11 protein-coding genes are annotated in these 12,508 nt (G+C 46.9%); 8 read left to right on the forward strand and 3 right to left on the reverse strand.

Annotation, left to right across the window (positions count from 1 at the left end; translation table 11 throughout):
* Positions 1-251 precede the first annotated feature (251 nt).
* Complete coding sequence (locus tag AEA42_RS20755) at positions 252-2,081, reverse strand: ABC transporter ATP-binding protein (protein ID WP_055648735.1); 1,830 nt, start codon at positions 2,079-2,081, stop codon at positions 252-254.
* 182 nt (positions 2,082-2,263) lie between these two features.
* Between AEA42_RS20755 and AEA42_RS20760 the strand changes: the two genes are divergently transcribed.
* The 7 genes from AEA42_RS20760 (at position 2,264) to AEA42_RS20790 (ending at position 9,454) form a co-directional block, all read left to right on the forward strand.
* Positions 2,264-3,889 (forward strand): AlkA N-terminal domain-containing protein, encoded by a 1,626-nt coding sequence (locus AEA42_RS20760; protein WP_055648736.1) that lies wholly within the window; start codon positions 2,264-2,266, stop codon positions 3,887-3,889.
* Between the two features lie 107 nt (positions 3,890-3,996).
* Complete coding sequence (locus AEA42_RS20765) at positions 3,997-4,563, forward strand: methylated-DNA--[protein]-cysteine S-methyltransferase (protein WP_055648737.1); 567 nt, start codon at positions 3,997-3,999, stop codon at positions 4,561-4,563.
* Between the two features lie 37 nt (positions 4,564-4,600).
* Positions 4,601-5,884, forward strand: coding sequence for a DEAD/DEAH box helicase (locus AEA42_RS20770; RefSeq protein WP_055648738.1), 1,284 nt, complete (start codon positions 4,601-4,603; stop codon positions 5,882-5,884).
* A 66-nt stretch (positions 5,885-5,950) separates the two neighbouring features.
* A complete protein-coding gene (locus AEA42_RS20775) occupies positions 5,951-6,421 on the forward strand; it encodes a dual specificity protein phosphatase family protein (protein ID WP_037420279.1) in 471 nt (156 codons plus the stop codon).
* Positions 6,422-6,556: 135 nt separating this feature from the next.
* The gene (locus AEA42_RS20780; protein WP_055648739.1) at positions 6,557-7,456 is read left to right on the forward strand and encodes a chemotaxis protein CheV; all 900 of its coding nucleotides are present in this window, start codon (positions 6,557-6,559) and stop codon (positions 7,454-7,456) included.
* 169 nt (positions 7,457-7,625) lie between these two features.
* The gene (gene sstT, locus AEA42_RS20785) at positions 7,626-8,852 is read left to right on the forward strand and encodes a serine/threonine transporter SstT (protein ID WP_037420273.1); all 1,227 of its coding nucleotides are present in this window, start codon (positions 7,626-7,628) and stop codon (positions 8,850-8,852) included.
* A gap of 77 nt (positions 8,853-8,929) precedes the next feature.
* Positions 8,930-9,454 carry a CIA30 family protein gene (locus AEA42_RS20790; protein ID WP_037428213.1) on the forward strand — a complete coding sequence of 175 codons (525 nt, stop codon included), beginning with the start codon at positions 8,930-8,932 and terminating at the stop codon, positions 9,452-9,454.
* Between the two features lie 65 nt (positions 9,455-9,519).
* Here AEA42_RS20790 and AEA42_RS20795 read toward each other — a convergent pair whose 3' ends face one another.
* Positions 9,520-10,899, reverse strand: coding sequence for a Gfo/Idh/MocA family oxidoreductase (locus tag AEA42_RS20795; RefSeq protein ID WP_047537287.1), 1,380 nt, complete (start codon positions 10,897-10,899; stop codon positions 9,520-9,522).
* Between the two features lie 336 nt (positions 10,900-11,235).
* Here AEA42_RS20795 and AEA42_RS20800 point away from each other — a divergent pair, with 336 nt between their 5' ends.
* Positions 11,236-11,670, forward strand: coding sequence for a hypothetical protein (locus AEA42_RS20800; protein ID WP_037420263.1), 435 nt, complete (start codon positions 11,236-11,238; stop codon positions 11,668-11,670).
* Positions 11,671-11,803: 133 nt separating this feature from the next.
* Here the strand turns inward: AEA42_RS20800 and AEA42_RS20805 are convergent, their stop codons facing one another.
* Complete coding sequence (locus tag AEA42_RS20805) at positions 11,804-12,475, reverse strand: RluA family pseudouridine synthase (protein ID WP_037428215.1); 672 nt, start codon at positions 12,473-12,475, stop codon at positions 11,804-11,806.
* Between the last annotated feature and the right edge of the window lie 33 nt (positions 12,476-12,508).

The raw sequence follows: 12,508 nt of genomic DNA on the forward strand, positions 1-12,508 counted from the left end.
GTGGTCGAGGTTACGGATAGAGATAGCGGGAGCGGCCATGATGAATTACCTGCAAAAGAGAGTAATAGATCAGAATGACCGATCGCCGTCAAGTTTTTTAAATCGAAAATTAGGTGCGGAATGACGGATAAAGTCTTGGAACGATGTCTCGCTGTTAGTATGCAACAACGCTATTTAGGACGGGGCAGAACAAAATAAAAAGGCGACTTAATGTCGCCTTTAAAATCAGTTCATTAAGTTACAACTCGACACTATTCAACCCCTAAAAATCCGCCAGTTTGGTGAGCCCATAACTGGGCATAGATACCGCCAGCAGCAATCAGCTCTTGATGGGTTCCTTGTTCAACAATCCGACCTTGATCGAGCACGATTAATCTATCCATTGCGGCAATAGTCGATAATCGATGGGCGATTGCAATTACGGTTTTGCCCTGCATCAATTCGTACAAGCTTTCTTGAATCGCAGCTTCAACTTCAGAGTCCAAGGCAGAAGTGGCCTCATCGAGCAGTAAAATAGGGGCATTTTTTAATAGCACCCTAGCAATCGCGATACGTTGTCTTTGTCCGCCAGAGAGTTTCACGCCGCGTTCACCGACTTGTGCATCTAAACCATGATTGCCATTAGGGTCGGTTAGTTCATTAATAAAATCATGGGCCTGAGCTTGTTTAATCGCATGTTCGAGTTGGATTTCGCTCGCCCCTGGATTGCCGTACAGAATATTTTCACGAATCGTGCGGTGCAGTAGGGAAGTGTCTTGGGTGACCATACCAATCTGTGAACGTAGCGAATCCTGTTTGACGGACTTAATGTCTTGTCCATCGATACAAATTTGGCCTTTCTCAACATCGTAAAAGCGCATTAACAGATTGACTAAGGTAGACTTACCCGCGCCCGAGCGGCCAACTAGACCGACTTTTTCGCCCGCTTTGATCGTGAGGTTGAGTTCGTCGATTACGCCAGTATTTTCACCATAATGGAAGCTCACCTGATTAAAATCGATACGTCCTTGCTCAACCACTAAGGTGTTGGCATTGGGTGAGTCTTGGATCAGTGTCGTCTTGGAAAGGGTATTCATCCCATCGGTCACTGTGCCGATATTTTCAAATAACGAGCTGATTTCCCACATGATCCATTGCGACATGCCATTGAGACGCAGCGCTAAACTTACGGCAATTGCAATCGCTCCAACGGAGATGGCATTGTCACTCCAGAGTAGGATAGACACAGCGGCAATGCTGAAGGCGAGCATATAGTTAATCACTTGCACACTGACACTGATCCCCGTGACGAGGCGCATCTGGCGGTACACTGTGTCGAGGAAACTGCGCATACTCGCCTTGGCATACTCGGCCTCTTTATCCGTATGGGCGAAGAGTTTCACCGTGGTGATATTGGTGTAACTGTCGACAATACGTCCTGTCATTGTCGAGCGTGCATCGGCCTGTTCGGTTGAGACTGTTTTCAGCCTAGGCACAAAATACCACTGTAAACCGATATAGAGCGCCAGCCAGATCAGCATGGGGATCACCAGACGCACATCGGCACTGGCCACCATCACCAGCATGGAAGTGAAATACACTAAAATGTACACCAGCACATCGAGGAGCTTCATCACGGTCTCACGGACCGCAAGGGAAGTTTGCATCACTTTAGTGGCAATGCGGCCGGCAAAATCATTTTGATAGAAGGACACGCTTTGCTTGAGCAGATAGCGATGCGCAAGCCAACGAATCGACATGGGATAATTACCCAGCAAGGTTTGATGCATGATCAGCGCATGGAATAGCACTAATAGTGGCATCACCACTAAGACCATTACACCCATTAATATCAGCGTTGAGCCTTCATCTTGAAAGAGTGTCTCAGGGCTTTTTTTCACTAACCAATCGACTAATTGTCCCATAAAGCCAAATAGCGAGACTTCGAGCATGGCGATTAATGCCGTCAGCACCGACATTAAGATAAGCGGTAATTCATAGCCCTTAGTGTAATGCCGGCAGAACGCATACACCCCCGTGGGAGGCTTGGTTGGTTCGCCATCGGGCAGGGCTTCAACCCAAGATTCAAATCGTTTAAACATGAATTGACTCTATTTTATTGAGAAAAGTGAATGGGGGAAAACGTCGAGGTGTCTAGCATATAGGATCTTGCACTTTAAAAGCACGCGATGATCCAGTTCCGTTTTCCGCGAGTGTGCTAGCATAGGGTGACGTACAGTAACCGACAAGTACAAAATTGTGAATAAGATTGTCGGATAGCCAAATGAAGCTGATAGCAGTGAGTCCAAAACCAACCACTAAACCACTAGTCGTGCCGGTAGTAAACGATTTGCAAGAGTGCTACTTATCCGCGACGATTTGCCGCGAGGCTCGCATCAGCCGTGATCCACGTTTTGACGGTAAGTTCTTTGTGGGCGTGTTAAGTACGGGCATTTACTGCCGAACGGTGTGCCCTGCCGTTGCACCTAAAGAAGAAAACGTACGTTATTTCGACTCGGCCATTAAAGCCGCACAGGCGGGGCTGAGGCCTTGCCTACGTTGCCGCCCCGACAGTGCACCAGGCTCTAATCCGTGGAAAGGGACAGGCACAACCCTAGACAGAGCTATAGGTTTGATTGAAGCTGGCGCCTTATCGGGTGAGCATGGATTAACGGTCGAGGCCTTGGCGGACAAACTGGGGATCAGCAGCCGTTATCTAAATAAGTTATTTACCTCTGGATTTGGCACTTCGCCTAAGCAATTTGCACTCTATCGTCAGTTAATGTTCGCAAAACAGTTGTTGCATCAGACGCAGCTGCCCATCACTCAGGTTGCGCTTGCCGCAGGCTTTAACAGTATTCGCCGTTTCAACGAGGCATTTCAACAGACTCTGCAATTAACGCCCACACAGTTAAGAAAATCCAGTCTGAAGTCGACTGCCAAGTTAGAGGAAGGGGAGAGAACTAATAAGGCTAGTCCGCAGCAGATGCCAGCGCACAGTTTGAGTTTATATCAGTATTACCGACCGCCGCTCGATTGGCCGGCGCAGTTAGCCTTTTATCGCCTGCGCGCCGTGGCGGGAATGGAGTGGTTTAGTGAGGGGGCAAATCATGACTCCAACGACATGATGTCCCAAGATACACTTGAGTATGGTCGCACCTTGCAACTTGAGGATATCCGCGCAGTGGTGCGTATCGCCCATGAGGCACATTTGCATCGCTTTAAAATCACGCTGACATTAACGCCCGACTCGCCCTTGGCGGGCCTACAAAAACTCATCACCCAAGTGCGGCGCATTTTAGATCTCGATGCCGATATGCAGCTGATTGAGCACAACCTACAGCGTTTGACCGATCTTAAGTTAATCCCTAAATCAGGTCTTAGGATCCCGGGAGCAGGATCTTTATTTGAGGCGGGTTGCCGAGCCGTTTTAGGTCAGCAGGTGAGCGTAGTGCAGGCCACTAAGTTACTCAATTTATTAGTCGAAGCCTATGGCGAACGCTTTAGCTTAAACGGGCAAGAGTATCGCTTGTTCCCTACACCGCAGGTGATCCGTCATGCCTGCCTCGATGAGCTTAAAATGCCTGGCGCGCGCAAACTGGCGCTTAATGCGCTTGCGGCGTTTATCTGTGACCACCCAGAAGCCACAGCCGATGAGTGGATTAGGGTAAAAGGCATTGGCCCCTGGACCATTGCCTATGCCAAATTACGTGGGCTTGGCGATCCAAATATCTTCCTGCACACGGATTTAATTGTGAAAAAGCAATTACTGGCGACGATGGGTGAGCAGACAGGGTTAGATACTGAAGCGCAAAAACAACTGGATTATTCAGCGATTGTTGAGCGGGTAAGTGCGGATATCGCCCCTTGGGGGAGTTATTTGACCTTCCTGCTGTGGTCCAATGCATAGGGCATTTCAGGCCATGTTTATTGATTCAGTACCGAGGCTCTATATGAGAGCCACTATTTGAAACACAGTACGAAAACACTGTACTAAAGCCGTTGACGAGAACCACTATGAGCCCGAATTTATCGCAACTGATTAGCGCCCCAACGGCCAAAGATTATCAGCCCTGCGCTGTCGATATCTTAAGTACCCCTGTGGGCGTACTACAACTTAATGCCAATGCCTACGGATTGAGCCATTTAACGGTCGTCGGGTCGAGTCGTACCGAGATCCCCCTAAAGGTCGCAAGTGATGACGAACTCGCGCGGGCTAAAAGTCATATTGAGCAGGCAAAGGCGCAGCTTCTGGATTATTTTCGCGGTGAGCTAACCCAGTTCCACTTAAGCTTAGCGCCCAAAGGAACCGAATTTCAGCAGCAGGTGTGGCAGGCCTTGGTGCAGGTCGGTTATGGTCAGAGTTGCAGTTATGGCGAGATCGCCCAGCGTATCGACAGGCCAAAAGCCGTCAGGGCAGTCGGTGCCGCCAATGGCGCCAATCCCATCGCGATTATTGTGCCCTGTCACCGCATCATTGGTAAAAATGGCCAATTAACGGGTTATGCCTATGGACTTACGATGAAACAACAACTGTTAATGCTGGAATCGACAAGCAAGGACGCGCATTTTACGTTAGAATAGCGGTCATATTTGTTATTGATGAGCCATGTAATTTTTTATGACCCAAGCTTCTTCCGCCGTTGCCAGCTTTGCCGAACTTGGCATTATTGCCCCCTTATGTAATCGACTCTCTGAGCTGGGTTATGTTTTTCCCACACCGATACAAGCGGCTACCATTCCTGCCGTACTCAGTGGACAGGACGTGTTAGCAGGGGCGAATACAGGTTCTGGAAAAACCGCTGCTTTTGCAGTGCCGTTATTGCAGCGATTGAGTGAAGCAAAAAGTGCTGATAAGTCAGCAGGCCAAGTGCGTTGTTTGGTGCTCGTACCTACCCGCGAATTGGCGCAGCAAGTCGCCGACAGCTTTTTATCCTATGCATCCCATTTTAATGGTCAGCTTAAGATTGTCGCGGCCTTTGGTGGTGTGTCTGTCAATCTGCAAATGCAAAGCTTACGCGCTGGCGCCGATGTGTTGGTCGCAACTCCTGGGCGTTTACTAGATTTATTAGCCAGCAATGCGCTTAAGTTAAATCGCGTCTCGGCCTTAGTGCTGGATGAAGCGGACCGGATGTTAAGCCTTGGGTTTACTGATGAATTAAATCAAGTGCTTGAGGCGCTCCCTGCCCAAAAACAAACCTTACTGTTTTCGGCGACATTCCCCGAAGAAGTGCGCGCGCTAACGACCCAATTACTCCATCAACCGCTTGAGTTTCATCTGCAAAGTGAGCAAGAAAGCACCATTGTGCAGCGTGTGATAACCGTTAACCGCGAGCAAAAAACAGCGTTATTGGCCCATTTGATTAAACAGCATCAATGGTCACAGGCGTTAATTTTTGTCAGTGCTAAAAATACCTGTAACCACCTCGCGCAAAAGTTGTCAAAACGGGGAATTAGCGCCGAAGTTTTCCATGGCGATAAAGCTCAAGGTGCGCGGACTCGCGTCCTTGATGGGTTTAAAAATGGTGACATTAGTGTGCTAATTGCGACTGATATCGCAGCCCGTGGTATTGATATTGATAAACTCCCCGTCGTGATTAACTTTGATTTACCAAGAAGTCCAGCCGATTATATGCACCGTATTGGTCGTAGCGGTCGTGCTGGCGAGGTGGGCCTCGCGGTGACTTTAATTTCCCATGAGGAATATCACCACTTTGGTGTGATTGAAAAGAAAAACAAAATCAAACTGGTGCGTGAACAAATCCCCGGATTTGAAGCCAATGCTGAAATACCGCTGGATGTGTTAGCGCAGGAAAAACCTCAGGCCAAGCCCGAAGGCTCTGGCAAGAAAAAGCGTAAACAGTTACCCGTGGCGAATGTTGAGTTTTGGGGTAAAAAGTCTTAATTCCTCAGGTGTGAGTTATGCTTAGCATATCTTCAGGTTGTTTCGAATTGGTTTGGTAGAGGCAGTATGCAGCATTTATTTTGGTTAGTTGAAGGTAAAATCGCGGGCCGCAGTGGCCCTAATAAGGACCCTTGGGATTTAGCAGAGCTTAAAGCATCGGGGATCCGCGCCGTGTTATCCGTTAATGGCGGAGAAGGCTGCGAGCCCGGTAGTTTTCAGCACCATGGTTTGCGTTATGAATGTATCCCGTTTTCCAGAAACGTGCCGCCACAGGAAGGGGATATCGCCATTTGTGTCGCCCAATTACCCAGAGCGCTAGCCTTTATTCAACAATGTGAAGCCGATGATTTACCCGTGTTAATCCATTGCCGTTCGGGAAAAGATCGTACCGGGCTCATTATGGCTTATTACCTCATGGTTAATGGTGCTGCGCCGTTGCATGCCGTTAGCCAAGTGCGCAGCATTCGCGACATTGCTTTTAGCGCTGAGGGGTGGGATCAGTTTGCCTTCGATGTGCTCTATGCTTTGCAGGATTAGTCCTTGAGAAGGGAAGATTGTTCCAAAGATAAAGTAATTGGCTGATTTGATCACATTTGACCTTAGTCATAACTTTTAAGGCATGTTAAGGTTAATATACTGGCAGTTTAATTTGAGTGAGCGCTTAGTTTTATCATGAAAAGTAAGGCAAATCAGTCACAAGGGCTACTCCTTTTTCGGTTATCTCAACATCAGGTATTTGCCTTAGGCACGCTCAAAATTCGTGAATTAGTGCCTTACACGCCGCTGAGTAAGATCCCTAAATCTCATCCGACAATCATGGGTGCCGCGACCATTCGTGGTCATACTATCCCGGTGGTGGATATGGCGGCTGCCATTGGTTATCGGCCAATCAGTGATGAAGAACGTAAACATTGCTATATCATCATTACTGATTGCCAGCGCATGATTATCGGCTTTTTAGTGCGCGCCATTGATAAGATTATTGAGTGCAATTGGCGTGACATTGAAGCGCCATCGGCAAATTTAGGGAGAAATGCCTTTTTAACTGGAGTGACGCGCTACGATAACCAGTTAGTGCAGTTACTTGACGTGGAGCTGTTACTGTCTAAGGTGTTCCCCGATGCACCTGAGGCCAATCGAGCAATCCTAACGGATGTGCAGCGGGAGAAGTTAAAACCCATGCGGATTCTGTTGGTCGATGATTCTAAGGTGGCCCGTAAGCAACTTTCCGATGCGCTCGATAGTATTAATATTCCCTATTTCGTGACCCCTGATGGAAGAGAAGCGCTCTCTATTATGGAGCAGGCGGCTGCCGAGCGTCACCCGATTGATATTTTAGTTAGTGACATCGAAATGCCGGGGCTCGATGGCTATGAGCTGGCATTTGAAGTCCGAGATAATCCACTGTTGGCTAATGCTTATATTATTCTCCATACCTCGTTGTCGAGCGAAATCAGCGTCAGCCAAGCCCATCAAGTGGGGGCAAATGAGGCGCTGACTAAGTTTGATGCCCATGAGCTTGTGGAAGCCATGCTACGGGGGGCTGATTTAGCGGCTAAGCGGTCAAATTAGAGCGTGTTGGATTTTTGTAAGGGTTTTGCAGGGACTGGGTAATTTAATTCGCTTATTTCCCTGCAAAGCTAGACAAGTTCCATCACATCCTATAAAACCTTATTGGCCTCAATTTTGAAGGTGTGGGATGGGGAAACTCAGCCGAAATATAATAACGATAGGTTAAGTAATGAAACAAGAATCATCTTTTTTAGCCAAGTTGGCTAATAGCAGTTTGGTGCTGCAAATTCTCGTCGGGATTATCGCTGGTGTCGCTTTAGCCAGTTTTTCACATGAATGGGCCAAACAAGTCGCTTTTTTAGGTAGTTTATTTGTTGGTGCATTAAAAGCGATAGCGCCTATTCTAGTCTTTATTCTCGTGGCATCCTCCATTGCGAATCAAAAGAAAAATACTCAAACGAATATGCGCCCAATCGTGGTGTTGTACTTATTGGGTACCTTTGCTGCGGCATTAACCGCAGTGATTTTAAGTATGATGTTCCCGACTAATCTGGTGTTAGTTGCGGGTGTTGAAGGCACCAGTCCGCCACAGGGAATTGGTGAGGTGATTAACACCCTGTTGTTTAAACTGGTTGATAACCCCGTGAATGCCCTGATGACGGGGAACTATATTGGTATTTTGGCTTGGGGTGTGGGTCTTGGCTTAGCCTTACATCATTCGAGTGATTCAACCAAACAAGTGTTTGCGGATGTGAGCCATGGTATTTCGCAAATGGTGCATTTTATCATTCGGTTAGCGCCTATTGGTATTTTCGGTCTAGTTGCTGCCACATTTGCTGAAACCGGTTTTGCGGCAATTGCGGGCTACGCTCAGTTATTAGCCGTATTGCTCGGTGCGATGGCTATTATCGCCTTAATTATTAACCCGCTGATTGTTTACGTTAAAATCAAACGTAATCCCTATCCACTTGTGATCCGCTGTCTGCGTGAGAGTGGTGTGACGGCATTTTTCACCCGCTCAAGTGCGGCCAATATTCCAGTGAATATGGCATTGTGTGAAAAGTTAAATCTGCACGAAGATACTTATTCAGTCTCTATCCCGTTAGGGGCAACCATCAATATGGGCGGCGCTGCGATTACGATTACCGTACTGACTTTAGCAGCGGCACATACTTTGGGGATTCAAGTTGATCTGCTGACTGCCTTGCTGCTTAGCGTGGTAGCTGCGATTTCTGCCTGTGGTGCATCTGGTGTGGCGGGTGGTTCGTTATTGCTTATTCCGCTTGCTTGTAGCTTGTTTGGCATTTCTAACGATGTGGCGATGCAAGTGGTTGCTGTTGGTTTTATTATCGGCGTGATCCAAGATGCAGCCGAAACGGCACTGAATAGCTCTACGGACGTGATTTTTACCGCTGCTGCTTGTGAAGCCGCTGAAAACAAAGCTAAACTTGGATAAAGTGTGCTGTTGTTAGTGTAGAAGAAAGTATCATAGGAGCAGTCACTTCGGTGGCTGCTTTTTTTATGGGAGTAGTTATGATCCTTTTCGATTTTAAAGAGTTAAATGCGGCAAAGTCTTGGTATGGCGTTAATGATACTGTGATGGGCGGTTTGTCACGCAGTAAGCTCACCATCTCTCCGTTAGGCTATGGGATGTTTAGCGGCCATGTGTCACTCGCCAATGGTGGCGGGTTTGCCTCGGTGCGCTGTGAGTTTGAACCCAAAAATGTGAGTGAATTCACTGGGATTTATCTCGAACTCGACCGTGATAGAAGCAAGCACTACAAAGTGAATCTCAAAGATGCCGACACGCCGCAGAGTACGGTTTATCAAGCACCGATGCCCGATGCTAAGCATCAGTCTTTTGGCGTTAATGGTGGCAGTATTATTCACTGGCAACGTATTGAAATCCCCTTTACAGCGTTTCATCCCCAGTGCCGTGGCAAGCCGATTGAGCGTGCTGAGATTGATTTGAGCCGTCTCACAAGTATTGGGCTAGTGATTGGTGCGCAGCAAAGTGGTGATTTTGCATTAAAAATTAAATCAATAGGCTGTTATTGAGTCATAAGGGGATAAGCTAATGCTTGTCCCCTTAATCTACTGCTACACGCTCAACTCAGCGCGATTTAGGCTCCCACTATCCCTAGGGGCTTAGCATGTTCCCATGCGCCGCGGGTAAAGTCGGGGAAGTTTACTGAGTTACTGCGGTTATTGAGTGATTGTTCACTTAAAATATTGACCACAGACCAAGCCGCACCATCATAGACATCCTGATCGAGTGCCTCGCCGTTACGTAGGCAATAGATCATTCGCCAAAGCATCACAAAATCCATGCCGCCGTGACCGCCGTTGATTTCGGCTTCTTTACCAATACGTTGCCACAGTGGGTGATCGTATTTGTCATACCACTTTTGCATGTCCATATCCCACTCGTGGTAACTCTGACCAAAACCCCCATTTTCGATTGCGATACGATTAGGGAAGCCAGCAAACACACCGTTAGTGCCTTGGATTAGATTATGGCGACTGTAGGGTCTTGGGGTGGTGGTATCGTGTTGAACCATAATGGTTCTGCCTTTCACGGTTTTAATCAGGCTAGTGCTCATATCGCCATTAATGTATTTGAGCTGATTACGTTCATGATCGGCGGGAAATTCTCGCTTAGCATATAAAGCACGACCTAAAGCTGGCGAACTCATGGAGGTCAGGTAATCGAATCTGTCACCACGGTTGATATTCATATACTGGGAAATAGGCCCTAAACCGTGAGTGGGATATAAATTACCATTGCGTTTAGTATGCCAATAAGTGCGCCATGAGCCGGTTTTATGGTCAATTTCTTTCATTTGCCAGCGCAGTTCATGGATATAAGCGGCTTCGCCGTGGAGTAATTCGCCAAATAAGCCTTGGCGCACCATGTTAAGCACCATCAATTCTTCACGGCCGTAATTGACGTTTTCCATCATCATGCAGTTTTTCTGGGTACGCTCGGCGGTATCGATGATTTGCCAGCACTCTTCGACGGTGAGGGCGAGTGGAACTTCAACAAAGGCGTGTTTACCACTTTCCATAGTGTCGATAGCCATTGGAGCATGCCATTCCCACGGAGTGGAAATAATCACAATATCAATGTCATCACGGTTTAATAGCTCGCGATAGCTCAGATCATTGCCAGTATAGATCGCAGGTTTTGGCCGTTTTTGTTTAACGATATGCTCAACCGCTCTATCAATAACCGCTTGGTGCGTATCGCAAATGGCTTTTAGCTCCACGCCGTCTAAGTGACAAAACTGTTCGACATGGCTAAATCCACGCTCTCCCACACCGATAAAACCAACTCTAACCACCTCCATTTTAGGGGCAATGAGTCCAATAACTGATTTCCCACGACTGGGTTTCGGGGCAACGTTACTGGCGGTAGCGTCGAGGGCAATATTGGCCGTAACAAGGCCGGCAGTGACGGCGCCTGCGGCTTTCAGAAAATGGCGGCGATGAATATTGTGCATAGGCTTCCTGCTTTATTGTTGTTTATTTGTAGGGCGATTTTAATCCATCTTGTTATATCAGAATCTCACTGTAAGTGGACATTAAAAGATGTAACAAGCTCATTCATACGTAATTAAATAAACCGTATTGCAACAGGTTATTTATCTTTACTTTAGCGATAGGTAAATAGTGATAAAGATCGCGTTTTTATTTTCTAATTAAGCTACACTGCCCATTAATTAATCAAGCTAAATTATCTTTTAGTTTTTAAATGTTTAGCAAATTAAATTTAACCAAAAAATTACATTTTTTGATGAGTTTGACGTAATTTGCGACTCGGGGGAGTAAAGCGGTAAATGGGTTCTATGCTTAATGTACTACCACAACTGACGTTCACTTTAGGTGAGTGGGTATTGCATAAGGATATCAGGATGTCTGGGATTGAAAAACGCCGTCGCCTACATTGGCGGGAGACAGATATGCAAAATCGTGAAATTATTGGTCGTTGGTTAGATGAGCGTCCACTGCTAGGTGACAAAATTACCCTCTATAAAGAAGCGGATAAATATTATTTAGAAACTTGGTTCAGTGATGGCTGCCATAGCTTAGATGAAGTCAATTTAACTGATACGCCACAGGGCAAAAAAGTAGAAGATGTGGGCGGTAATTTCTTCGGTGAGTATTTTATGGTAACGCCTAATATGCAACTGCAATTTTGCAACGAACAGGGCAGTTATTTTCAAGTAGATAAATTAGTTGCGGATATTGATTTTAATCAGCGTGTTGCTTAAAACGGTTGTGATTTTTTAATGGCAACTGAGTTGGGCGAATAATATTCCCTCTCAAGCTTATCCCTGTGTAGCGGGATGGTCAGGTTTGGTTAAAACAGAGGTCGCTTAACGCGACCTCTTGTATTTTTGCCGATTATTCATTGAAAGGATGCTGACTGAAAAAATGCATCCTTTTACCCGAATACGGATGGGTAAAGCTCAAGCTTTGGGCATGGAGACACAGCCTCGGTCTGGCCTTGATCACCTCAGCATTACCATAAAATTCATCCCCTAAAATGGGATGCCCAAGGGCGAGCATATGTACCCTAAGCTGGTGGGTTCGGCCCGTTTCTGGGGTTAATTCCACTAAGGTGCTGTTTTCGCGTCTTTCAAGCACTCGGTAATGGGTAAGAGCACTTTTCGCGCCAGCCGTCCCCGCCGCTTGGGTCTTTTGATAGGGTGGATGCTCGGGGTCGGGGGCGATAGCTAAATCAATTATACCTGCATCCAGCTCGACCAGTCCCATGACCTCAGCAATATACACTTTCTCACTTTGTCGATCTTGAAACTGGGTTTTTAAGTGGGATTCGGCTTTTTTATTGCGCGCAAAAACCATAATTCCTGAGGTGGCGCAGTCGAGTCTGTGCACCAGAATCGTTTCAGGATAAAGACGTTGCAGCCGAGTGAGGGCACAATCGAAGGTATGTGCGGCTCTGCCGGGATTAGACAATAAGCCCGAAGGTTTATTAATAACGATCACATCTCTATCTTGATAGCGAAGATCTAACCAAGGGACTGAAGGGGGCTGGTAATCAAATATCTGCATCGTATCCTCATCTTTTGCGTGGCCATACTAGCA

The organism is Shewanella sp. Sh95 (assembly GCF_001308045.1).
Lineage (GTDB): Bacteria > Pseudomonadota > Gammaproteobacteria > Enterobacterales > Shewanellaceae > Shewanella > Shewanella xiamenensis.

What these genes read in the sequence shown, in the direction of transcription:
- AEA42_RS20755 (WP_055648735.1), bottom strand. Translation starts at nt 2,081, where the DNA reads ATGTTTAAACGATTTGAATCTTGGGTTGAAGCCCTGCCCGATGGCGAA.
- AEA42_RS20760 (WP_055648736.1), top strand. Translation starts at nt 2,264, where the DNA reads ATGAAGCTGATAGCAGTGAGTCCAAAACCAACCACTAAACCACTAGTC.
- AEA42_RS20765 (WP_055648737.1), top strand. Translation starts at nt 3,997, where the DNA reads ATGAGCCCGAATTTATCGCAACTGATTAGCGCCCCAACGGCCAAAGAT.
- AEA42_RS20770 (WP_055648738.1), top strand. Translation starts at nt 4,601, where the DNA reads ATGACCCAAGCTTCTTCCGCCGTTGCCAGCTTTGCCGAACTTGGCATT.
- AEA42_RS20775 (WP_037420279.1), top strand. Translation starts at nt 5,951, where the DNA reads ATGCAGCATTTATTTTGGTTAGTTGAAGGTAAAATCGCGGGCCGCAGT.
- AEA42_RS20780 (WP_055648739.1), top strand. Translation starts at nt 6,557, where the DNA reads ATGAAAAGTAAGGCAAATCAGTCACAAGGGCTACTCCTTTTTCGGTTA.
- sstT (WP_037420273.1), top strand. Translation starts at nt 7,626, where the DNA reads ATGAAACAAGAATCATCTTTTTTAGCCAAGTTGGCTAATAGCAGTTTG.
- AEA42_RS20790 (WP_037428213.1), top strand. Translation starts at nt 8,930, where the DNA reads ATGATCCTTTTCGATTTTAAAGAGTTAAATGCGGCAAAGTCTTGGTAT.
- AEA42_RS20795 (WP_047537287.1), bottom strand. Translation starts at nt 10,899, where the DNA reads ATGCACAATATTCATCGCCGCCATTTTCTGAAAGCCGCAGGCGCCGTC.
- AEA42_RS20800 (WP_037420263.1), top strand. Translation starts at nt 11,236, where the DNA reads ATGGGTTCTATGCTTAATGTACTACCACAACTGACGTTCACTTTAGGT.
- AEA42_RS20805 (WP_037428215.1), bottom strand. Translation starts at nt 12,475, where the DNA reads ATGCAGATATTTGATTACCAGCCCCCTTCAGTCCCTTGGTTAGATCTT.